Source organism: Pseudomonas sp. 5Ae-yellow, from assembly GCF_014077575.1.
Taxonomy (GTDB): Bacteria; Pseudomonadota; Gammaproteobacteria; order Pseudomonadales; family Pseudomonadaceae; genus Halopseudomonas; species Halopseudomonas neustonica.
The window spans coordinates 1-21,997 of record NZ_JACGWE010000019.1 but is presented as its reverse complement, the minus strand read 5'-3'; the positions used below and the strand labels follow the sequence as shown (position 1 = coordinate 21,997).

General features: G+C 55.1%; 21 protein-coding genes. 18 read left to right on the top strand and 3 right to left on the bottom strand.

Going from position 1 to position 21,997, the window contains the following annotated elements; all coding sequences use genetic code 11:
• The first annotated feature begins 3 nt into the window (after positions 1 to 3).
• From murA to hisC, 4 genes are all read left to right on the top strand, one after another.
• Positions 4 to 1,284 (top strand): UDP-N-acetylglucosamine 1-carboxyvinyltransferase, encoded by a 1,281-nt coding sequence (murA, locus tag H4J77_RS12515; RefSeq protein ID WP_123889180.1) that lies wholly within the window; start codon positions 4 to 6, stop codon positions 1,282 to 1,284.
• A complete protein-coding gene (gene hisG, locus H4J77_RS12510; RefSeq protein WP_123889181.1) occupies positions 1,281 to 1,922 on the top strand; it encodes an ATP phosphoribosyltransferase in 642 nt (213 codons plus the stop codon). The genes murA and hisG overlap by 4 nt, the downstream gene beginning before the upstream one ends.
• Before the next feature lie 41 nt (positions 1,923 to 1,963).
• Complete coding sequence (gene hisD / locus H4J77_RS12505) at positions 1,964 to 3,274, top strand: histidinol dehydrogenase (RefSeq protein WP_182248635.1); 1,311 nt, start codon at positions 1,964 to 1,966, stop codon at positions 3,272 to 3,274.
• Positions 3,275 to 3,379: 105 nt separating this feature from the next.
• Positions 3,380 to 4,435 (top strand): histidinol-phosphate transaminase, encoded by a 1,056-nt coding sequence (gene hisC, locus H4J77_RS12500; RefSeq protein WP_182248633.1) that lies wholly within the window; start codon positions 3,380 to 3,382, stop codon positions 4,433 to 4,435.
• Positions 4,436 to 4,454: 19 nt separating this feature from the next.
• On the opposite strand, the gene H4J77_RS12495 is transcribed toward hisC, so the two are convergent.
• Positions 4,455 to 5,594 (bottom strand): S1C family serine protease, encoded by a 1,140-nt coding sequence (locus H4J77_RS12495; RefSeq protein ID WP_123889184.1) that lies wholly within the window; start codon positions 5,592 to 5,594, stop codon positions 4,455 to 4,457.
• Between the two features lie 240 nt (positions 5,595 to 5,834).
• On the opposite strand from H4J77_RS12495, the gene H4J77_RS12490 reads away from it, so the two are divergent.
• The 5 genes from H4J77_RS12490 to tadA all read left to right on the top strand — a co-directional run bounded on the left by H4J77_RS12490 (position 5,835) and on the right by tadA (position 10,585).
• The gene (locus H4J77_RS12490; protein WP_123889185.1) at positions 5,835 to 6,593 is read left to right on the top strand and encodes a Nif3-like dinuclear metal center hexameric protein; all 759 of its coding nucleotides are present in this window, start codon (positions 5,835 to 5,837) and stop codon (positions 6,591 to 6,593) included.
• 168 nt (positions 6,594 to 6,761) lie between these two features.
• Complete coding sequence (gene cysD, locus H4J77_RS12485) at positions 6,762 to 7,667, top strand: sulfate adenylyltransferase subunit CysD (RefSeq protein ID WP_123889186.1); 906 nt, start codon at positions 6,762 to 6,764, stop codon at positions 7,665 to 7,667.
• A gap of 54 nt (positions 7,668 to 7,721) precedes the next feature.
• Positions 7,722 to 8,087: a four helix bundle protein gene (locus tag H4J77_RS12480; protein ID WP_182248631.1), complete on the top strand. Its 366-nt coding sequence runs from the start codon at positions 7,722 to 7,724 to the stop codon at positions 8,085 to 8,087.
• Positions 8,088 to 8,151: 64 nt separating this feature from the next.
• A complete protein-coding gene (cysN, locus tag H4J77_RS12475; protein ID WP_123889188.1) occupies positions 8,152 to 10,059 on the top strand; it encodes a sulfate adenylyltransferase subunit CysN in 1,908 nt (635 codons plus the stop codon).
• Between the two features lie 13 nt (positions 10,060 to 10,072).
• The gene (tadA, locus tag H4J77_RS12470) at positions 10,073 to 10,585 is read left to right on the top strand and encodes a tRNA adenosine(34) deaminase TadA (protein WP_182248629.1); all 513 of its coding nucleotides are present in this window, start codon (positions 10,073 to 10,075) and stop codon (positions 10,583 to 10,585) included.
• An 89-nt stretch (positions 10,586 to 10,674) separates the two neighbouring features.
• Here the strand turns inward: tadA and mltF are convergent, their stop codons facing one another.
• Positions 10,675 to 12,117, bottom strand: a complete 1,443-nt coding sequence (mltF, locus tag H4J77_RS12465; protein WP_182248686.1) for a membrane-bound lytic murein transglycosylase MltF — start codon at positions 12,115 to 12,117, stop codon at positions 10,675 to 10,677.
• 160 nt (positions 12,118 to 12,277) lie between these two features.
• Here mltF and purL point away from each other — a divergent pair, with 160 nt between their 5' ends.
• On the top strand, positions 12,278 to 16,174 hold the full coding sequence (purL, locus tag H4J77_RS12460; protein ID WP_182248684.1) for a phosphoribosylformylglycinamidine synthase: 3,897 nt from the start codon (positions 12,278 to 12,280) through the stop codon (positions 16,172 to 16,174).
• Between the two features lie 328 nt (positions 16,175 to 16,502).
• Here the strand turns inward: purL and H4J77_RS12455 are convergent, their stop codons facing one another.
• Positions 16,503 to 16,850 (bottom strand): phage integrase N-terminal SAM-like domain-containing protein, encoded by a 348-nt coding sequence (locus tag H4J77_RS12455; RefSeq protein ID WP_182248627.1) that lies wholly within the window; start codon positions 16,848 to 16,850, stop codon positions 16,503 to 16,505.
• A 218-nt stretch (positions 16,851 to 17,068) separates the two neighbouring features.
• Between H4J77_RS12455 and H4J77_RS12450 the strand changes: the two genes are divergently transcribed.
• The 8 genes from H4J77_RS12450 to H4J77_RS12415 all read left to right on the top strand — a co-directional run bounded on the left by H4J77_RS12450 (position 17,069) and on the right by H4J77_RS12415 (position 21,735).
• A complete protein-coding gene (locus H4J77_RS12450) occupies positions 17,069 to 17,290 on the top strand; it encodes a hypothetical protein (protein WP_182248625.1) in 222 nt (73 codons plus the stop codon).
• Between the two features lie 236 nt (positions 17,291 to 17,526).
• A complete protein-coding gene (locus H4J77_RS12445) occupies positions 17,527 to 18,078 on the top strand; it encodes a hypothetical protein (RefSeq protein WP_182248623.1) in 552 nt (183 codons plus the stop codon).
• Between the two features lie 92 nt (positions 18,079 to 18,170).
• Positions 18,171 to 18,665 carry a hypothetical protein gene (locus H4J77_RS12440; protein ID WP_182248621.1) on the top strand — a complete coding sequence of 165 codons (495 nt, stop codon included), beginning with the start codon at positions 18,171 to 18,173 and terminating at the stop codon, positions 18,663 to 18,665.
• Between the two features lie 95 nt (positions 18,666 to 18,760).
• Complete coding sequence (locus H4J77_RS12435) at positions 18,761 to 19,477, top strand: HNH endonuclease signature motif containing protein (RefSeq protein WP_182248619.1); 717 nt, start codon at positions 18,761 to 18,763, stop codon at positions 19,475 to 19,477.
• A 100-nt stretch (positions 19,478 to 19,577) separates the two neighbouring features.
• Entirely contained in the window at positions 19,578 to 19,916 is a 339-nt protein-coding gene (locus tag H4J77_RS12430; protein WP_182248617.1) for a hypothetical protein, read from the top strand.
• 108 nt (positions 19,917 to 20,024) lie between these two features.
• Entirely contained in the window at positions 20,025 to 20,426 is a 402-nt protein-coding gene (locus H4J77_RS12425; protein ID WP_182248615.1) for a GFA family protein, read from the top strand.
• Between the two features lie 105 nt (positions 20,427 to 20,531).
• A complete protein-coding gene (locus tag H4J77_RS12420; RefSeq protein WP_182248613.1) occupies positions 20,532 to 21,200 on the top strand; it encodes an NADPH-dependent FMN reductase in 669 nt (222 codons plus the stop codon).
• A 43-nt stretch (positions 21,201 to 21,243) separates the two neighbouring features.
• A complete protein-coding gene (locus H4J77_RS12415) occupies positions 21,244 to 21,735 on the top strand; it encodes a GNAT family N-acetyltransferase (protein ID WP_220469354.1) in 492 nt (163 codons plus the stop codon).
• Positions 21,736 to 21,997: the final 262 nt, after the last annotated feature.

Below are 21,997 nucleotides of genomic sequence, written 5' to 3'. Positions count from 1 at the left end.
CATATGGACAAGCTGATCATCACCGGCGGCAACCGCCTGGATGGGGAAATTCGTATTTCCGGAGCCAAGAACTCCGCCCTGCCAATCCTGGCTGCTACGCTGCTGGCGGATGAGGCAGTTACCATTTGCAACCTGCCACACCTGCACGATATTACCACCATGATTGAGCTGTTCGGCCGCATGGGCATCCAGCCGATCGTGGATGAAAAGCTGAATGTAGAGGTTAACCCCACTAGCATCAGCACCCTGGTTGCGCCATACGAGTTGGTGAAAACCATGCGTGCTTCCATCCTGGTGTTGGGGCCAATGGTGGCGCATTTTGGTAAGGCCGAAGTTGCCTTGCCCGGCGGCTGTGCCATTGGCTCTCGCCCGGTTGACCTGCATATTCGTGGCCTTGAAGCCATGGGTGCGACCATTACCGTAGAAGCCGGTTATATCAAGGCGCAGGCGCCAGAAGGCGGCTTGCGTGGTGCTCACTTCTTCTTTGATACCGTGTCGGTTACCGGTACCGAAAATATCCTTATGGCCGCGACTCTGGCCAAAGGTAAAACCGTTCTGGAGAACGCGGCGCGCGAGCCCGAAGTGGTCGATCTGGCTGAGTGCCTGATTGCCATGGGTGCGCAGATTACCGGCCACGGTACTGACACCATCACCATTCATGGTGTTGAGCGTCTGCATGGTGCTCGCTATTCGGTCATGCCTGATCGTATTGAAACCGGCACCTATCTGGTCGCTGCGGCGACGACCCGTGGTCGCGTCAAGCTGAAGGACACTGATGCCTCCATTCTTGAGTCTGTATTGCTCAAGCTGGAAGAAGCCGGTGCCTATATTGATACCGGCAAAGACTGGATCAGTCTGGACATGAAGGGCAACCGTCCGCGCGCTATCAATTTGCGTACTGCGCCTTACCCTGCTTTCCCGACCGATATGCAGGCACAGTTTGTGGCCATGAACACCATCGCCGAAGGCACGGGTACGGTGATTGAAACCGTATTTGAAAACCGCTTTATGCATGTTCAGGAAATGAACCGCATGGGTGCTCATATTCTGGTTGAAGGTAACACCGCTATCGTAACCGGCGTTGAGCAGCTCAAAGGTGCTCCCGTCATGGCGACTGACCTGCGCGCTTCTGCGAGCCTGGTTATTGCTGGCCTGGTTGCCGAAGGCGACACCATGGTAGACCGCATCTATCACATTGATCGCGGCTACGAGTGCATTGAAGAAAAACTGCAAGCGCTGGGCGGCGTTATCCGCCGCGTTTCCGCATCACGAGAGTTTTCATGAGCGAGAGTCTTACCATTGCGTTGTCCAAGGGACGCATCCTTGACGATACCCTGCCGCTACTGAAAGAGGCGGGTATCGAGCCGATCGAAGATCTGGAGAAGAGTCGTAAGCTGATTTTCTCTACCTCGGATCCGGATGTGCGACTGCTGATCGTGCGTGCCACCGATGTGCCCACCTATGTTGAACTGGGTGCGGCGGATCTCGGTGTAGCGGGCAAGGACGTGCTCATGGAGTACGGCAGCCAAGGGCTGTACGAGCCACTGGATCTGAAGATTGCGATCTGCAAACTGATGACCGCGGGCCCGGTGAATACTCCAGAGCCGACGGGTCGACTGAAGGTGGCCACCAAGTTTGTTAATGTAGCCCGCCGTTATTACGCCGAACAAGGCCGCCAGGTTGATGTGATCAAGCTGTACGGCTCTATGGAGCTGGCGCCACTGGTTGGCCTGGCCGACAAGATCATCGACGTGGTCGATACCGGCAATACCCTGCGCGCTAATGGCCTGGAGCCGCAGGAAATGATTGCTGACATCAGTTCACGCTTGATCGTCAATAAAGCTTCGATGAAGATGAAGCATGCGCGCATCAAGGCGCTGATTGATCTGCTGGCAGCAGCGGTAGAGCGCCGCACAAGCTAGTTTTAACCTGGTTTACCATCCCACTGTTAAAGGTACCTGCTATGAGCACGCCGCTGAAAATCGCCCGTCTGAACGCCAATCAGAGCGATTTTGCCCAGCATCTGGACGTGTTGCTGGCCTGGGAAGGGGTTTCCGATAAGGCGGTCAATAACCGCGTTGAAGAAATCATCGCCGCCGTGCGTGAGCGCGGTGATGCTGCGCTGGTGGAGTACACGGCTCGCTTCGATGGTTTGCAGGTTGATGCCATGGCCGATCTGATCCTGGATCGTGCTCGCCTTGAGTTGGCTCTGGAGCGCATCACCGGCGAGCAGCGCGAAGCGCTGGAAGTGGCGGCCGAGCGAGTGAAGCGTTATCACGAGCATCAGCGTCAGGAGTCCTGGCGCTACACCGAGGCGGATGGCACTGTGCTCGGTCAACAAATTACTCCGCTGGACCGGGCTGGTCTTTATGTGCCGGGTGGCAAGGCTTCCTATCCTTCATCTGTTTTGATGAATGCCATTCCTGCCAAGGTGGCAGGCGTGCCGGAAGTGGTCATGGTGGTTCCGACCCCGCGCGGAGAAATCAACGAACTGGTATTGGCGGCTGCGTGCCTTGCCGGTGTCGACCGGGTCTTTACCATCGGCGGCGCACAAGCGGTTGCGGCCCTGGCCTACGGTACTGAAAGTGTGCCGCGGGTCGACAAGATTGTTGGCCCTGGCAACATCTACGTAGCCACCGCCAAACGCGCGGTATTTGGCCAGGTCGGTATCGATATGATTGCCGGTCCATCCGAAATTCTGGTGGTGTGTGACGGCCAGACCGATCCTGACTGGATCGCCATGGACCTGTTCTCGCAGGCTGAGCATGACGAAGATGCGCAATCCATTCTGTTGTCGCCGGATGCGTCCTTTCTGGATGCGGTAGAGGCCAGCTTGAATCGGCTGATCGGTGAGTTGGAGCGCGAGGCCATCGTGCGTGTATCGCTGGAGAATCGCGCAGCGCTGATCAAGGTAGATAACCTTGAGCAAGCGTGCGAACTGGCGAATCGAATTGCCCCTGAGCACCTGGAGTTGTCGGTAGAAGATCCAGACGCACTACTGCCGCTGATTCGCCACGCTGGTGCTATCTTTATGGGGCGCCACACCCCAGAGGCGCTGGGAGACTACTGCGCCGGTCCGAATCACGTGTTGCCTACGTCTGGCACTGCACGCTTTTCGTCGCCCCTGGGCGTCTATGACTTTCAGAAACGCTCCTCGGTTATTTTCTGCTCACCCGATGGCGCCTCTGAACTAGGCAAAACCGCCTCAGTGCTGGCCCGCGGCGAAAGCCTGACAGCCCACGCACGTAGTGCGGAATACCGGATAAAACCCTGATTAGCTGGAAGCTGAAAGCTGGAAGTCGCGCGAACTGATCTGATATTCGGGTTTGCTTCGAGCTTCCAGCTTTTAGCTTCAAGCCTCATTTATGAGGATTGCCCTGTGAGTCGTTTCTGGAGCCCCTTCGTCAAGCAGCTGGTGCCTTATGTTCCGGGTGAGCAGCCGAAAGTCGAGAACCTGATCAAGCTCAATACCAACGAAAACCCCTATGGTCCTTCGCCCCGCGTGGCCGAGGCCATTCAGGCTGAGTTGAATGACAGCTTGCGTCTCTATCCCGCGCCCAATGCGGACGCGCTGAAAGCTGAAATTGCCGACTATTACGGTGTCACCAGTGCTCAGGTGTTTGTGGGTAACGGCTCGGATGAAGTGCTGGCGCACATTTTTCATGGCTTGTTTCAGCATGGCAAGCCGGTGATCTATCCGGATATTACCTACAGCTTTTATCCGGTCTATTGCGGCTTGTACGGCATTGAGTCGGCGCCGCAGCCGCTGGATGATAACTTCCGTCTGGTACCCGCGCACTACCAGCAGGCCAATGGCGGCATTATCTTCCCTAACCCCAATGCGCCAACGGGCGTAGGGCTACCCCTGGCCGAGGTCGAGGCGATAGTGCAGGGTAGTCCCGATTCCGTTGTTGTGGTCGATGAGGCCTATGTAGACTTCGGCGGCGAGACAGCCATTGCGCTGGTTGATCGCTACCCGAACCTGCTGGTCACTCAGACGCTGTCCAAATCACGCTCATTGGCCGGGCTGCGGGTTGGTTTTGCGGTAGGTCATCCGGATTTGATTGAAGCGCTGGAGCGGATAAAAAATAGCTTCAATTCCTATCCGCTGGATCGTCTGGCGATTGTTGGTGCCGTGGCCGCGTTTCAGGACCGGGATTGGTTTGCGCAGACCCGCAACGCGGTGATCAATAGTCGCGAGAAGCTCAGTGCTGCGTTGCTTGAGCTGGGGTTTGAAGTGCTGCCGTCGCAGGCTAACTTTGTTTTTGCTCGCCATGGGCAACGCGACGCCGCAGAACTGGCTCAGGGCTTGCGCGAGCAGAAAGTGATAGTGCGACATTTTAAACTGCCGCGTATCGATCAGTTTTTGCGCATCACCATCGGCAATGAAGCACAGAACAAGGCACTGCTCAGTGCCCTGAAAAACCTGCTCTAGCCTTTAGCTGAAGAGGCGATCAATTGGCCGCGCGGAAGCTGGGGCGTACACCCACTTCTGCGCTGAAGCTCATCTGTTCGCCGTTGCGCAGCACACTTAATTTGATGCGGTCACTGGGCTTTGCACGTGCTACCTGGTTCATTGCCTGGCGTCCGCTGGTCGCAGCCTGGTCATCGATTTTCAGGATTACGTCGCCAGGCAGCAGGCCGGCATTCCATGCCGGGCCGTTGCGGTATAGGCTCGCGACGACAATGCCCTGGCTGATATCCAGACCAAATGACTCGGCCAACTCGGGCGTCAGTGGTTGTACCTCTACGCCCAGCCAGCCGCGTATCACTCGGCCGTGCTGAATAATGGCCTGCATCACCTCTACCGCGAGCTTGGCTGGAATCGCAAAACCGATGCCCTGCGCTGAGCCCGCCTGCGAGAAGATAGCGGTGTTGATGCCGATCAGGTTGCCTTGTGCGTCAACCAGCGCGCCACCGGAGTTGCCCTGGTTAATGGCGGCATCGGTCTGAATGAAATCTTCATAGGTATTGAGCCCCAACTGGTTGCGCCCGGTCGCACTAATAATGCCCATAGTGACGGTCTGGCCAAGGCCAAAGGGGTTGCCGATGGCCATAACCACATCACCGATGCGCTGCTGATCACGTGAATCGATAGTAACGGCGGGCAGGTCGGGCAAATCTATTTTGAGTACCGCCAGATCGGTCTCAGGGTCGGTGCCGATCAGTGAAGCGAGCGCTTCGCGGCCATCCTGCAGTGCAACCAGGATCTCATCAGAACCGGCAATCACGTGGTTGTTGGTCAGCAGGTAACCTTCGGAATTGAGAATAACCGCCGAACCGAGGCTGGACTGGCGACGCTCCGGGTTGGGCAGCGAGTCCGCATAATCCCGAACGCTGGGGTTGTCGAAATTTGTCGGCGAACTGGAGGCGATCTGCTTGCTGGTGTAAATGTTGACGACGGCTGGTGCGGCACGTTCTACGCCCGAGGCGTAAGACACCAGGCCCATATTCGAGCGTGTCTCCGACACTTCGCGTAACACTATGTCGTGAGCTGGCAGCCCCAACCATTCGGGGAACTGCTGCATGATTACCAAGGCCAGTAAAACACCGCACACAACCGGCCAGGCCATACTGCGCAATAAACTCTTCATTAAACCCTACTCTGAAGTGTGTTGAGCGCTACAGGCACCAGGTTCCGGGGCTACGCTCGATTCATGCTGCCTGGATGTATTTTGTCATGCGTACAGCAAGGCAATCGTATGCACTCCTTGCTGACGATGGCCCGCATTATAAGGCGTAACCGCAGATTATGCAGGCGCTGAGTAGCGATTGTTGTATATACGGCCCCGACCCCGGAAAATGGCGGTTGGTTTAGCATTCAGGAGAACGGCATGGTTGATCGCACTACGCTGGTGGATTATTGCAATACATTCTTGGCGGCGGATGCCTTTCAGGACTATTGCCCAAACGGATTGCAGGTTGAAGGCACTGACCAGGTGCAACGCATTATCACCGGTGTCACGGCCAGTCAGGACATGGTGGATGCGGCTGTGCAGGCAGGTGGCGATATGCTGCTGGTGCATCATGGCTATTTCTGGAAAGGCGAGTCAGCGGCCATAGTGGGTATCAAGCAGCGTCGCTTGAAAGCACTGTTGCAAAACGACCTGAATTTGCTTGCCTATCACTTGCCCCTGGATGTGCACGCCGAGGTGGGCAACAACGTGCAGCTGGCTCGTTTGATGGGCTGGCAGATAAGCGGACCACTGGAAGTGGGCAACCCACGCTCGGTTGGCTTGGTGGGTGAGTTGCCCGCAGCGCAGACGGGCGAGCAGTTGGCGCAATCGCTGGCCCGGGCGTTGGATCGCGAACCGCTGTTTATTGCCGGCCACCAGCGACCGGTCAAACGTATAGCCTGGTGCACCGGCGCAGCGCAGGGTTATATCGACAAGGCCATAGCGCTGGGGGTTGATGCCTTTGTTACCGGCGAGATATCCGAACCGACCGTGCATGCCGCACGTGAAAACGGCATCCACTTTTACGCGGCAGGCCACCACGCCACTGAGCGCTATGGTGTGCAAGCGTTGGGGGAGCATCTGGCTCAGGTTTTTGGTGTGCAGCACCAATTTATTGATATGGATAATCCGGTTTAAAGCTAAGAGCCTGGGGCGCGCTTGGCGCGACCTGCCGACCGTGCGAAGGGCTATATCTTTATAACTTATAGGTATTGATCGGGCGCTTATTAGAATCACGGGTCTTTGTTACAATGCTGACCAAATTGGTACCCGGGACCTTGTTTCCCCGTTCAATGCGAGTACACCATGCTGGAAAAATTGACCCATCTGAAGCAATTGGAAGCGGAAAGCATCCATATCATTCGTGAAGTGGCTGCCGAATTCGATAACCCGGTCATGCTGTATTCGATCGGTAAAGACTCTGCCGTGATGCTGCACCTGGCGCGCAAGGCCTTTTATCCTGGCCGCCTGCCATTCCCCGTGCTGCACGTGGATACTGGCTGGAAATTCCAGGCCATGTATGAATTCCGCGAAAAGATGGTCAAGGAAATGGATCTTGATCTGCTGGTGCACATGAACCCCGAAGGCGTGGAGCAGGGCATCAACCCCTTCACCCACGGCAGCGCCGTGCACACCGATGTAATGAAGACCCAAGGCCTCAAGCAGGCGCTCGACAAATACGGTTTTGATGCTGCCTTTGGCGGCGCGCGTCGCGACGAAGAGAAGTCACGCGCCAAAGAACGCGTTTACTCCTTCCGCGACAAGCATCACCGCTGGGACCCAAAAAACCAGCGTCCTGAGCTGTGGAACGTATATAACGGCAAGGTCCACAAGGGCGAGAGTATTCGCGTGTTCCCGCTGTCTAACTGGACCGAGCTGGATATCTGGCAATACATCTATCTTGATAGCATCCCGATCGTACCGCTGTATTTCGCGGGCGAGCGCCCCGTAGTGGAGCGCAACGGTTCGCTGATCATGGTCGATGACGAGCGCATGCCGCTGGAACCGGGCGAAACCCCAATGATGAAACAGGTACGTTTCCGTACCCTCGGCTGCTACCCACTGACCGGCGCCGTTGAATCAACCGCCGCCAGCCTGCCGGAGATCATCCAGGAAATGCTGCTGACACGCACCTCCGAGCGCCAGGGTCGCATGATCGACCACGACCAGGCCGGGTCGATGGAAGAGAAGAAGCGGCAAGGCTACTTCTAATAGCCTAGAGCTTGAAGCGGGAAGCTTGAAGCTAAAAGCAACACGGAGGTTGCGTTGGATTTTGAAAAACTTGAAGTATGGAAGCGTTCCGCTCGGCTTTCGGTCGGTTTATACAAGACGATGTCTGGGCATCGTGACTGGGGCTTTCGGGATCAAATAACCCGTTCCGGCCTGTCGATACCGAGCAATATTGCGGAAGGCATGAGTCGAGACGGAGCACGCGAAAAAGTTCGTTTTTTGCTTATTGCCAAAGGCTCTTGTGCAGAGTTACGTACCCAACTATACATTGGGCAAGAAGCGGACATGCTGGACAAGAGTTATGCAGCTAGGGCGGTGAAGGAAACGCGTGAGATCGCGGCCATGCTGGCAAGTTTGATAAACACTATCCGTGCTCAAGCAGCGATGGATAAAGCGAAATAAATGACTGGTTTTGCTTCGAGCTTTCAGCTTTAAGCTTCCGGCTTTACAGAATCGAGAACACGTTATGTCGCATCAATCCGATCTAATCAGCCAAGACATCCTGGCCTACCTGTCCCAGCACGAACGTAAAGAGCTGCTGCGCTTTCTTACCTGCGGCAATGTCGATGACGGCAAAAGCACGCTGATTGGTCGTCTGCTGCACGACTCCAAGATGATCTATGAAGATCACATGGAAGCCATCACCCGTGATTCCAAGAAGTCCGGTACTACCGGCGAAGAAGTGGATCTGGCGTTGCTGGTGGATGGTCTGCAGGCTGAGCGTGAGCAGGGCATCACCATTGATGTGGCGTATCGCTACTTCTCTACCGCCAAGCGCAAGTTCATTATTGCCGACACCCCCGGCCATGAGCAGTACACGCGCAACATGGCGACCGGTGCTTCAACCTGCGACCTGGCGATTATCCTGATCGACGCGCGCTACGGTGTGCAGACGCAAACCAAGCGCCACAGCTTTATTGCGTCGCTGCTGGGCATCAAGCACATTGTGGTTGCAGTCAACAAGATGGACCTGAAGGACTTTGATCAGGGCGTGTTTGAGGGCATTTGCAACGACTACCGTGAATTTGCCGCCGGTCTGGAACTGCTCGACGGTAACAGCGTGCACTTCGTGCCCATGTCGGCCCTCAAGGGTGACAACGTGGTCAATCGCAGCGAACGCAGCCCTTGGTACACCGGCCAGACCTTGATGGAAATTCTGGAAACCGTCGAGATTGCAGCAGACCGCAATCTGACTGACCTGCGCTTTCCGGTGCAGCTGGTTACCCGCCCCAACCTCAACTTCCGCGGCTTTGCCGGTACCATTGCCTCTGGTGTGGTGCATAAGGGCGATGAGCTGGTTGTGCTGCCATCGGGCAAGCGTAGTCAGGTCAAATCCATCGTTACTTTTGACGGTGAACTGGAAGTGGCGGGCCCCGGTCAGGCCGTGACGCTGACGCTGGAAGACGAGATCGATATCTCCCGTGGTGACATGCTGTGCCACGCGGATAATCTGCCGCTGATTGGCGACCAGTTTGATGCCACCCTGGTGTGGATGGCCGAGCAGCCCATGCAGCCGGGTCGCAAGTACGATATCAAGCGTGCCACCAGCAACAGCCCCGGCTCCTTCACCCGCATTCAGCACCGAATCGACGTCAATACGCTGGAAGAGCAGGGCGCAGCCCAGTTGGGCTTAAACGAAATCGGCCGAGTCGAGCTGTCGCTGGAGCGGCCGATCGCCTATGACGACTATCAGACTAACCACACCTCCGGTGCCTTTATCGTCATCGACCGGATGACCAATGGCACTGTCGGCGCCGGTATGATTGTCGCCAAGGGTGCCAAGGGTGAGCACGTCGGTGGCAGCCAACATGGTCGTCTGGCCCACGTGACGGCGCAGGAGCGCGCCGATCGCTTTGGTCAGGACCCGGTCACCGTGCTCTTCACAGGCCTTTCCGGCTCGGGCAAAAGCTCTATCGCCTACGCCCTGGAACGTAAACTCTTTGATGCCGGCCGCGCCTGCTACGTGCTGGACGGCAAGGAAATGCGTCAAGACCTGAGCAAGGGCTTGTCGATGGACGCGGCGGGTCGCGCCGAGAACCTGCACAAGGGTGCGCGCATTGCGCGGCAGATGAACGATGCTGGTCTGATCGCCATTGGCGCCTTCGTCGCGCCTACCGAAGAAAGCCGTGCGACTGCACGCTATCTCCTCGGTGAGCGCTGCCTGCTGGTGTATCTGGATACCCCGATGGAGGTGTGCCAGACGCGTGATCCATCCGGTATCTATGCCGCTAATGTCGAGGGCACCATTCCGGGTGTGTCCTTCCCGTACGAGACGCCAGACGACGCTGATCTGGTGCTTAATACGGCCGAATTGGATCTCAATGGCTGTGTTGAAAAAGTGGTTGGCTTGCTGCGTGAGCGTAAGTTGATCTGATGCGGAGCCGACCATGACGCCAGCTGATATCGACTTCATGCGGCTGGCGCTGCAGGAGGCGCAGCACGCCGCCGAACGGGGTGAAGTCCCGGTCGGCGCCGTACTGGTGCGAGACGGTCAGGTGATCGGCCGAGGCTTCAATCAGCCCATCACCAGCAATGACCCGAGCGCTCACGCGGAAATGGTCGCGATCCGCGAGGCTGCCACAGCCCTGCAGAACTACCGCCTGCCCGGCACTACCCTCTACGTCACCCTCGAGCCCTGCACCATGTGCGCGGGCTTGCTGGTGCACAGCCGTATCGCTCGTCTGGTCTACGGCGCGCAGGAACCCAAGTCCGGCGCCGTACTCAGCCGCAGCCAAGTGCTTGAACAACCCTGGATGAATCACCGGATGTTGGTCGAGGGTGGAGTATTGGCGCAGGAATGCGCCAGCTTACTCACTGCTTTTTTTGCGCAGCGACGCAAGTCGAGACAGGTAGGGGATGAAGAGCCAGAAGCTGGAAGCTCAAAGCTAGAAGAAGACTGAGTGATACAGGCTTTTTGGTGCTGTTATATTTCAGATCTGTTGACGGTTCGCATGCACTGCCCTTCATACTGATTAGCTTCCAGCGAGCCCTAAATCCCCTCTGGCAACTGCTCTAGAATCCCCGGCGCGGAGTACTGCCCCGTAGATTGCTGGCGCGACTCGGATTGGGGTTGGGTGACCCACTGGAGGATGTCGTGATAGCGGCGGATGTTCTGCACGTAATGCACTGGCTCTGAGCCGCGCGCATAGCCGTAGCGGGTTTGGGTGTACCACTGTTTCTTTTGCAGCAGCGGCAGGAAGTCCTTCACATCAATCCAGCGGTTCGGATCACGCCCATTTTTCTCGGTCAGTTTGCGGGCGTCTTCCAGGTGGCCCAGGCCGACGTTGTAGGACGCCAGGGCAAACCAGGTGCGGTCTGGCTCAGGGATGTCCGTCGAGATTTGGTCGCGCACCCATACCAGATAACGTGCGCCACCCATGATGCTTTGCTGCGGATCAACCCGGTTGGTGACGCCGACAAATTTGGCGGTCGGTAGCGTCAGCATCATGAGGCCGCGTACCCCGGTTGCCGAGCGTGCGCTTTCATCCCAAAGTGACTCCTGGTACGCCATGGCAGCCAGCAGGCGCCAATCCAGACCGTACTGCTCACCCGCCTGGCGCAGAAAGGATTCGTAGCGTGGCAATCGTGACTGCATATGCTCGGCGAACGCGCGCGCGCCCACGTAATCGAGCACGTCCGAATGCCCGTAAAAGCGCTCAATCAGTTGGTCCAGGGTGCCATCGTCTTTGATTTTGGCAAAAAAGGCGCTTACCGCATCAAGCAGGGTCGTGTCGGCGTGCTGTTTCAGTGCCCAGGCCATGGGTTGTTCAGGGCCCAGATCAAAGGCCACGCTGACGGCGGGGTAGAAGGCCTGATTGACCACCAGTTCATTGGAGTAGACCACCGCGGCGTCAATTTCATCATCGTTGACCATGCGTAGCAGATCCACTACCTCAACGTTGTCGGACTCCTCGAACTCCAACTCGGGGTGCTCCGCCTGCAGCCCGCGCAACTCATCGGCCAGGGTGCTGCCCTTGAGTACCATAAGACGCTGACCGTAGAGATCCTCAAGTTTGCGCGGCTTGCTGCTGCCACGACGATAGACGACTTGCGGGGTGACCTGCAGATAAGGCGTGGCGAAGCGAATCTGCTCCTGCCGTTGCGGATTGACCGTCAGGCCCGCAGCCGCAAGGTCAGGGCCATCGCTGCTACTCAGCTGCTGATACAGGCTTTCTACGGTGTCGGCGCTCTGGATATCCAGCTCAACATTCAGGCTGTCGGCAAAGCGCTTGCTGAGCTCGTATTCCAGCCCGGTATCGCCGTTGCGGTCCTGATAGAACGTGGTCGGCGTATTGCGGGTGATCACGCGCAGTGACCCTGCCTCCCGGATATCCTCCAGTTGGGTGCTCTTTTCACAGGCCGCCAGCAGCACTGCGCACAAGGCGACTGCCAGAGCCGGAAACGTTATTTTGCGTGCCGGTTTGTGATGCATGGCGCCAGTATAGGCAAAACCGTCGCGGGGCAATAGCTTGAACTTGCATCGTGATTTTGCTCGACACAGGTGAATGTCCGGCATGGTTCGCAGGCGCTGCTTGAGGTATCCTATGCGCCTTCTTTTTCCCATTTCCAGCATCTCCGAGGCCGTTACCGACATGCATATCCTGCGTGGAGCCCCAGCCCTTTCTGATTTTCGCCGCAGCAAGCTGCTTGCCCGTCTGCAAAACCGTGTCGCCGCCGTCAGCGGGGTGTATGCCGAATTCATGCATTTTGCCGAGCTGACTGCCGAGCTGGACGAGTCGTCCGAGCAGGTGCTGTCGCGCTTGCTGCGCTATGGCCCCTCGGTAGCAGTGGAAGAGCCCGCCGGCGAGCTGGTGCTGGTAATGCCGCGGTTTGGCACTATCTCACCCTGGTCGAGCAAGGCGACGGACATCGCGCGCAATTGTGGTCTCAGCCAGGTCGCGCGGATTGAGCGCGGAGTTGCCTACTACGTCAGCGGCGAGTTTAGCGCCGCGCAGCGCGAGCAGCTGGTAGCCGAACTATACGACCGCATGACCGAGGTAGCACTGGACGATCTGGACGCTGCCGCTGGCCTGTTCGCGCATACGCAGCCCAAGCCGTTTCAGCGGGTGGACGTGCTGGCAGGCGGGCGTGCTGCCCTGGCCGAGGCCAACAACAGCCTGGGGCTGGCGTTGGCTGATGACGAGATTGATTATCTGGTTGAGAGCTTTACCGCCCTGGAGCGTAACCCCAGCGATGTCGAGCTGATGATGTTTGCCCAGGCCAACTCCGAGCACTGCCGCCACAAGATCTTTAATGCCACCTGGGATATCGATGGCGAGGCGCAGCAGAAAAGCTTGTTCGGCATGATCAAAAACACCTTCGAGCTGCACCCCGAAGGCGTGCTGTCGGCCTATAAAGATAACGCTGCCGTGATTGAAGGCTTTACCGCTGGTCGCTTCTTCCCGGTGCCGGGCAGCAATGAGTACCGCGCGCATGAAGAGCCGGTGCATATTCTGATGAAGGTCGAAACGCATAACCACCCGACCGCGATTGCGCCATTCCCGGGCGCGGCGACCGGTTCCGGCGGCGAGATTCGTGATGAAGGCGCGACCGGTATCGGCGGCAAGCCCAAGGCCGGTTTGAGCGGCTTTACCGTGTCCAACCTGCGCATTCCCGGCTTCACCCATGACTGGGAAGAAGACAACGGCAAGCCATCGCGCATTGTTACCCCGCTGCAGATCATGATCGAAGGTCCGCTGGGCGGCGCCGCGTTCAACAATGAATTTGGCCGTCCCAACCTGAACGGCTACTTCCGTACCTTTGAACAGACGATTGCCTCGCCACGTGGCCCGGAAACTCGTGGTTACCACAAGCCGATCATGATCGCCGGTGGCATGGGTAACATCCGCGCCAACCACGTTGAGAAGTCCGAGATTCCGGTGGGTGCCAAGCTGGTGGTATTGGGCGGCCCAGCCATGTTGATTGGTCTGGGCGGTGGCGCAGCCTCTTCCATGGCGACCGGCAGCAGCGCCGAGAACCTGGATTTTGCCTCGGTACAGCGCGAAAACCCGGAAATGGAGCGCCGCTGTCAGGAGGTTATCGACCGGTGCTGGCAGCTGGGTGACAAAAACCCCATCGCCTTCATCCATGACGTAGGCGCAGGCGGTTTGTCCAACGCCTTCCCTGAGCTGGTCAATGATGGCGGACGCGGTGGTCGCTTTGAACTGCGCGATGTACCTAACGACGAGCCGGGCATGAGTCCACTGGAGATCTGGTCCAACGAATCCCAGGAACGCTACGTCATGGCGGTACCTAACGCCGACTACGAGCGTTTTGAAGCCATTTGTCAGCGCGAGCGTTGCCCCTTTGCCGTCGTGGGTGAAGCCACAGAAGAGCAACTGCTGGTGCTGAACGATCAGCACTTCGACAACCAGCCGGTTGATATGCCTCTCTCCGTATTGCTCGGCAAGCCGCCACGTATGCACCGCAGCGTGACCCGCGAGGCTGAGCAAGGCGACGACTTTGATGCCGCAACCGTAGAGCTGGCCGAAGCTGCTGACCGCGTATTGCGTTTGCCCGCCGTTGCCAGCAAGAGCTTCCTGATTACCATTGGTGATCGCAGCATCACTGGCCTGGTTGCCCGCGACCAGATGGTCGGCCCCTGGCAGGTCCCGGTTGCCGATTGCGCCGTCACCGCTACCAGCTTTGATGTGAATACCGGTGAAGCCATGGCCATGGGCGAGCGTACCCCGCTGGCCCTGTTGGATGCGCCTGCCTCCGGCCGCATGGCGGTAGCAGAAACGGTCACCAACCTGGCCGCCGCCCGTATTGAAAAGCTGTCGGACATCAAGCTGTCCGCCAACTGGATGTCGGCCGCAGGCCACCCCGGTGAAGACGCGCGCTTGTACGAGACGGTCAAAGCCGTGGGTATGGAGCTGTGTCCCGAGCTGGGCATTACCATCCCGGTGGGCAAAGACTCCATGTCAATGAAGACCCGTTGGGACGACGCCGGCACTGACAAGTCAGTCACCTCGCCGTTGTCATTGATCGTCACCGGCTTTGCGCCAGTGCAAGACGTACGCGCCACCCTGACGCCGCAATTGCGTCTGGATCATGGCCCTACAGACTTGATCGCAATCGACCTGGGGCGTGGCCAGAACCGTATGGGCGGCTCCGCTCTGGCGCAGGTATACAACAAGATCGGTCAGCAGGTGCCTGATCTGGACGATGCCGAAGACCTGAAAGCCTTCTTCGCCGTCATTCAGGGGCTGAACCAGGATGAGCTGCTGCTTGCCTATCATGACCGCTCTGACGGTGGCCTCTTCACCACGCTGACAGAAATGGCGTTTGCCGCCCGTTGCGGCTTGAGCATCAACCTCGATGTGCTCACCCAGGACAGCAAGGCACTGCCCGCTGTGCTGTTCAGCGAAGAACTCGGCGCCGTTATCCAAGTATCGCAGGAAGATACCGCCGACGTGCTCAGCCAGTTCTCCGATGCTGGGCTGGAGGAGTGCTGCGCCGTGATCGGTCAGCCAACCAGCGATCCAGCCATTGTCTTCCAGTTGGCGGGTGAAACGGTTCTGGAAAACTCCCGCGCCGCCTGGCAGCGCGTCTGGACAGAAACCAGCTGGCAGATCCAGCGCCTGCGTGACAACGCAGACTGCGCTGATCAGGAGTTTGAAGCCATCGCCGATGATGCCAACCCCGGTTTGCAGGCGCTGCTCAGCTTTGAACTCAATGACGATATTGCTGCTGGCCTCATCGCCAATGGCAACCGTCCGCGTATCGCTATCCTGCGTGAACAGGGCGTCAACGGCCAGGTCGAAATGGCCGCCGCGTTCAATCGTGCTGGCTTTACCGCCATTGATGTTCACATGAGTGACATTCTCAGTGGCCGCGTCACGCTGGAAGGCTTCCGTGGCCTGGTAGCGTGTGGTGGCTTCTCCTACGGTGATGTATTGGGTGCAGGGGAGGGCTGGGCCAAGTCCATTCTGTTTAACGGCATCGCGCGCGAAGCCTTCACCGAGTTCTTCGCTCGTACGGATACCTTTGCTCTGGGCGTGTGCAATGGCTGCCAGATGCTCTCCAACCTGCGCGAACTAATCCCGGGCAGCGATCACTGGCCGCACTTTGTACGCAACAAGTCTGAGCAGTTTGAAGCACGCGTTGCCATGGTAGAAGTGCAGCCGTCGCCGTCGATCTTCCTCAACGGCATGGTTGGCTCGCGTATGCCGATTGCCATCGCCCATGGTGAAGGTCACGCCGAGTTTGCCGACAGCGCCGCCGTCGACGCCTGTGAAGCAGCCAACGCCGTTGCCCTGCGTTATGTTGATAACCGTGGCCGCATGACCGAACGCTACCCGGCCAACCCTAACGGCTCACCGCGCGGTATTACCGGCCTGACTACTCGCGACGGACGCGTCACCATCATGATGCCCCACCCCGAGCGGGTATTCCGTGCCGTACAGAACTCCTGGTATCCCGATGACTGGAGCGAGGACGGCGGCTGGATGCGCATGTTCCGCAATGCGCGGGTGTGGGCCGGTTAACCCCAGCCAACGCAGCTAACACACAATCCCGGCACTCGCCGGGATTGTGCTTTCTGGCCCCCGCATAGCCAAAAAATGCCTTGGACAAAGCCCGCCACGCTGGATTACTCTCGAACCAAGCAAAGGAATTGCAGTTAATCCCGTCCCTCAGGTGGTTCTCAACCGCCGCCATGGCAAGGACAGCCAGCATTCCTTCACTCCCAATGTTAAACCGGCCCAACGGGTCTGTAGATAGAGCAGGGCGCTAGCGTGCCTGGGGTTAGGCCATCAACCGGAAAACGCCCGGCCCAGCAGAGTCTGTACCGCGCGATAAGGTTCTGTCAGAAGCTCAATAATGCTCATGGCTTCTGTGTGCGTAAGCAATACCGGCCTTGACCCGTATGGTGTCACCAATATCACCCAACGGCTGCTCAAGTACCCGCGAATACAGAAGCACAATGGCATTCAGCGCGAGATTCTGCGTCGCAGCCGCAAATTGCCGATCGGTGGCAAGCCAACTGAGAAAGGTGTTCACCTCAGCCGGGCCAAGCTCCAATGGATGACGCAACTTGTTAAAACGAATGAAATAACGAATCCAGTACCAGTAGCTCTTTTCGGTACGAATGCTGTAATGATTAACACGAATGACCGCCCGAAATTGATCACGCAAGCGGGGTCGGGGAGATAGGCTGTCCATGCTGACTCCTTAGCTGGTTATTTATACAGTAGTAATAGATTCATGAAATGTCGAAGTCAAGCGAATACGTACGGAATTACCAAGATGGGCGTAACGTAATGGTTTTAATGAAAAAATATTTTTACGGTGACGGCAGTATTCCGGAGTTATCTCGAACGCGCGGTTATGCATTAACACCGCGTTCTATCTAATCACTGTTATGCACATGGTAATCGTCAGTGACCAAACAGAAGCATGAAGCCAGGGTGGCTCTGGCCAAAGCAGCCGACGAGCTGGTGAATGAAGTTTCGGAAGGAAAGTGGGATCACGTTCCCGAACTCAACAGTAGTCCGATTGAGGATCTGAACGAGTTATTTGAAGAGCTTGAAAGGCGGTGCCCTGGCCATGGGCTTGAAGAGTATAGAGACGCTTATGCGAGAAGCTATATTGCCAACCGGTAGCCGAGTAGTTTTGGGCGCTCTCTATTTCCCTTGGGCGAAAATGCATAACAATCGCAGGCACTGGGACAAAGTTTCCGCTGCGCTTCAATTTTGCCCGTGCTGCGGGCGTTAGGCTCAAAGGACATAGACTATGGTATCCCTATTCGAACATCAGGATTCACAAGAGTTTTTTAGAGCGTGCTTACTCTCTGCTTATGGCCGAAGCAGACAGAGGGTGTGTTCTTCTTGGGGTTTCGATGTTGGATGAAGAGCTTACTACAATGTTCAAATCTCGCTTGCCAGAATATACAAGTAACAGTCGGAAAAAAGCGATATTTGACGGTAAGGGCGCGTTCGGCACCCTATCTTCCAAACTGGATATTGCATATGTTTGCCAAGTTCTTCCTGAAGATCTAATCAACTGTATGCATCGCCTGCGAAAACTGAGAAATGATTTGGCTCACCAGGCGTCACCTTTCACAATTCAAGAAAACGTGGAAACCATATTCGAAATATTTGACAAGGTAAGTGGGAACCTCGCTGCTGGAATAGCGCATATGTCTGGGGAGCTTGTCTATCAGACCTTTTTGCAAAAAATTATGGATGCTAACCACCCTCTGGATGAAGGCAAGAAACTCTTCGAGTCGCGAGAAGAGGCAATATCGTACCTGGAGCAGAACGACGAAATAAAAACAACCTTGGTAGAGCAAAGATTAAAGATTATGTTTGTAATAGGTATTGCTTGCCTTGGAGCGCTTATCATTTTTCACAGAGAAAAATATTTAGGTATGATTGGAAATAAAGTCTAACAAGTGCAGGCTGTCGGACAAATTACTCGCTGCGCTCGCAACTTGCCGCAGCTGCAGGCGTTAGCAACGCAAATCTAAATACGAGAAAACCCTTGAAAATCAATATTAGCTTTCTAACCCCACTCACAGTATTCCTAGGAGTGGTGCTGTTATCATTTATTGCATATCCACACGAGAGCCTCGCCCTAGAAGGCTTCATATCCACCCCTCTTTATTACTCAAGCGCATTTATAACCCTACAACTATCTCTCCTTCTTGTGTCTATGCGCTCAAGCAACGTCTCAGCGCCAGCATTTACCGCAGCCGCGTTTGGAATACTTGAGTTCACTTATGGGATATTTATAACCATAATAATTGCAAAATGGTATTCATCAAAAGAGCTATTCGAACTTGCAGGGCTTCTAGTTTTTGCCACTACCGCACTTATGCTCACTGTCGACGCAGCGTACTCTGGGCGCTGGGTAAAAATCCACAACCTTCTATCACTTAACAACAACGAAAAAGCCAGAAAAATTGGGGCAACTATAAGCTGGTCATCTACAGCAATATTTGCATGCTTCTGCATTTATTTGCGAGCAACCATGTAGTCAGTGCTGCTAACAACTGGTTCAAACCGTTCGCTTCGCTCACTGGGACGGGCTAATGCCCGCCCTTTAACCAAACGTTATAAGGAATATCGGTAATGAGCACATATCAGTCCGAGAGGCCAACAATTCCGGCGAATATTAGGCGGGAAGTTGAGGTAGAAGCGGGGCATGAATGCTCAGTAACAGGATGCAGTGAACATACATATCTCGAAATCCATCATATCAATCAAAACCGAGAAGATAACCGAAAGGAGAATCTAATTCTTCTATGCGATAAGCATCATAAAATGGCACACGCGGGAATAATTGATAGGAAAGCTCTTTATAGTTATAAGGAAGCTCTTAGAGCTCGCTTAAATAGCAATGAATTTGTTAGGGGGCAGGAAGGAGATAGAGTACATCGCTTTCTAAAAACGGTGACAGACCTTCTTTCTTATGATGATTGTGGTGAGGTTTCATGGGTAGGTTCTGAAACTGGGTATTGGTTTGAGCAAGACGTATATATCAAGTTGAGCAACTTTTTTCAGAGCATACATATTTATAGTTTAGAGCTTAGGTCTTATGATCCAAGCGTAAGAGATCGGCAGGATCGAATAGTCGATCTAATGCGGCAGGTTCTTAATATTAGAGAACAGGGTAATTATCGTTACAACGGAAGCTATTGCGCAACATTTATTCCAAAACATAATCTTGGCACTCCTGAGTATGATAATGAGATATCTGCACAGAAAAAACTTGTTGAAGATAAGCTGCTGGAAATACAAAAATTAGTATTCGAGTTATGGGGCTATGTAGAGAATAGGTTAGGTTAGCCTAGTCTTTCTTATAACAAGTCACTGCACTCGGAAATTTTACTCGTTTCACTCCTAAAATTCCGGTGAGTGAGGCGTTATGTTTTCTGAAGGAGAGCAAGTGAAATATACCAAAAAGTATTTAGTTTTTATATTCGCGTGCTTTACCACTTGGCCTATTGTAGGTCATGGTCTGCAACTAAAAGATCTATATACAATGTCAGATAATGATAGGGGTTGGTATATGGGAGGTATTTATGATGCTAACTTATCAAGCTGGAATGACGAGGGTATAACAAGCAACTGCCTAGAAGAGATGAGTTTTCAAGGTTTTATGACAAAAATGGCCGAGTTCATTCAGTCCTTACCTGAAGATTCCGACTCAAAAGAACGGCAATTGTATGATCAAATGAATGCAGCAGCAGTTGCTTGGTTGGTTATACAAAAAGAATGTACTTAAAACATAACAATAAGCACCAGTATGCGCCTGCGGCGCCGGAAGGCCTAAAGGCCGCCGCTGTGCTTAGGCGTTATGTGTTCTCACTCACAGGCCATGGAAGGAGTTCTGATGACTGATTATTTAGGTTCTTGTTTGTGTGGCACCGTGAGCTTTGAGGTAAAAGGTGATTTCGATAGCTTTTACCTGTGCCACTGTCAGCATTGCCAAAAAGATACAGGTTCGGCTCATGCGGCAAATCTATTCTCGCGTTCAGCTAAATTGGTCTGGCAGTCGGGTGCAGATGCTGTGGCTTCCTTTACGCTCCCTGGCACTCGTCATAACAAAATCTTTTGTAAATTGTGTGGCTCAGCATTGCCAAACACACAGATCCCAGGTTTGCTCGTCGTTCCCGCAGGGTGCTTGGACAGTGAAATCTCTATGGTGCCAACAGCACACATTTTTTCATCAAGCAAAGCTGCTTGGGATGAGGAGTTAGGAGAGGTGCCAAAGTTCGAGGGACTCCCAGGTTGAGCTAGCATGACATAACCAGAGGCTGTTCCCTGACCCACCTACGCTGCGCTCCGTTACACCGCAAAGCGAAGCGTTATCCAGCACCGCTATCTAATGGAGTTCCAAATGAAATTCTTGGTTTTCTTGGGCACCTCGCGCGACAGCACTCCTCCGAAGCCGGCCCGGCTGGGTGTTCGGGTTACAGAAGCGTTGCTCGAATGCCTGAAAATTCGATATGCCGACCACGAAATTGAGTTGGTTGATGTTCTTGATTATCCGCCAGAACCCGTTTTCAAGCCCCACTTCGCTTACCCCCGGAGCAAGGCGCCTGCGCAGCTTAACCAATTGGCAGAAAAGATAGAAAATGCGGATGGCTTCGTTATGGTTAGCCCCGAATATAACCATTCGATGAGCCCCGCGCTTGCCAACCTGTTGAACCACTTTGGCAGTTCTTTGTTTTCCTACAAGCCGAGCGCGATCGTTACGTATTCAGCAGGGCAATGGGGCGGGATGCGTGCAGCTGTTGGCATGCGTACGTTTCTTTCGGAGCTGGGCTGCCTGCCAGTTTCTGCAATGATACATGTGCCCAAGGCGCAAGAGATCTTTACGGCAGATGGTTCAGTGCAGGCCCAGGAAGATCAAGACGCATGGTTCGATTATTTTGGCCGAACATTCAACCAATTGACTTGGTGGGCTCAAGCAGCGAAGGCGCATCGAGCGCAGGTTGACCCGCATACGCTGATAAAGGATTTCAAGACGGATCCAGCCGAACGCAACTCGCCTTCGTTTGACTAGCATAACAATCGGCTGCACAGCGGCCGATTTTCCGGAGAGATAAGTGCAATCTGAAAGGGATGTGTCGGTTAAAGAAATGCAGCATGTGGACCTAGAGGCCGCTTCTGAAATCCACAGACTCGCATTCACCAGGCAGCAGCATTCACTGGAGTGGTTGGAGAGTAATTTAAAGGCCACCCCCAGGATTTTATGCTACGTGGCTTATGCAGGTGCATTCTGTATTGGCTATATCATCTGGTCTCAGAAAGCCGGGTTTCGGCCGAGCGCAGTTATCGAACTCGAGCAGATAGCTGTATCTCCAAGCTTTCAGGGAAACGGTATTGGAAAAATACTGATAACTCGTACATTGCCCGATGTCGCCCGAAAGCTGCGGGGGCATGGATCGGTCTTGAAGCACATTTTAGTCACGACGCGGGCCGATAACCACGCGCAGCGTCTTTATAGAAAGGTGCTTGGTGCCGAAGTGGAGGCTACCCTATCTAACCTTTACTCAGCAGACGAAGTGATCATGGTTGCGCGAAACGTCAAAACATAACAAGCGGCACAACGGTGAATGCTTCTCCGCCGCTTCGCGCCCACAAACGGGCCTGTCAGCTTGGGCATTACGGGGAATACTAAATTGCGTCATTTGCTCCCAATCCTACTTCTCGCGCTACCTACTCACGTTGCTTAGGGAAGGTCTGAAATACCGGCCATATGGGCGGCGATTATGACCTCGGCTCACAAAAAAAACATTTCAGGAACGATTTCATCGCCCTCAGTCGCGTTTTCAGCGCGTTGCAGCCCCTTTTCGGCCA

Coding starts and splice junctions, on each gene's coding strand:
- H4J77_RS12445 (WP_182248623.1), top strand. CDS start 17,527: ATGTTGGATGAAGAGCTTACTACAATGTTCAAATCTCGCTTGCCAGAA.
- purL (WP_182248684.1), top strand. CDS start 12,278: ATGCATATCCTGCGTGGAGCCCCAGCCCTTTCTGATTTTCGCCGCAGC.
- cysD (WP_123889186.1), top strand. CDS start 6,762: ATGCTGGAAAAATTGACCCATCTGAAGCAATTGGAAGCGGAAAGCATC.
- H4J77_RS12455 (WP_182248627.1), bottom strand. CDS start 16,850: ATGGACAGCCTATCTCCCCGACCCCGCTTGCGTGATCAATTTCGGGCG.
- hisD (WP_182248635.1), top strand. CDS start 1,964: ATGAGCACGCCGCTGAAAATCGCCCGTCTGAACGCCAATCAGAGCGAT.
- H4J77_RS12435 (WP_182248619.1), top strand. CDS start 18,761: ATGAGCACATATCAGTCCGAGAGGCCAACAATTCCGGCGAATATTAGG.
- cysN (WP_123889188.1), top strand. CDS start 8,152: ATGTCGCATCAATCCGATCTAATCAGCCAAGACATCCTGGCCTACCTG.
- hisG (WP_123889181.1), top strand. CDS start 1,281: ATGAGCGAGAGTCTTACCATTGCGTTGTCCAAGGGACGCATCCTTGAC.
- H4J77_RS12420 (WP_182248613.1), top strand. CDS start 20,532: ATGAAATTCTTGGTTTTCTTGGGCACCTCGCGCGACAGCACTCCTCCG.
- H4J77_RS12425 (WP_182248615.1), top strand. CDS start 20,025: ATGACTGATTATTTAGGTTCTTGTTTGTGTGGCACCGTGAGCTTTGAG.
- mltF (WP_182248686.1), bottom strand. CDS start 12,117: ATGCATCACAAACCGGCACGCAAAATAACGTTTCCGGCTCTGGCAGTC.
- tadA (WP_182248629.1), top strand. CDS start 10,073: ATGACGCCAGCTGATATCGACTTCATGCGGCTGGCGCTGCAGGAGGCG.
- H4J77_RS12495 (WP_123889184.1), bottom strand. CDS start 5,594: ATGAAGAGTTTATTGCGCAGTATGGCCTGGCCGGTTGTGTGCGGTGTT.
- H4J77_RS12490 (WP_123889185.1), top strand. CDS start 5,835: ATGGTTGATCGCACTACGCTGGTGGATTATTGCAATACATTCTTGGCG.
- murA (WP_123889180.1), top strand. CDS start 4: ATGGACAAGCTGATCATCACCGGCGGCAACCGCCTGGATGGGGAAATT.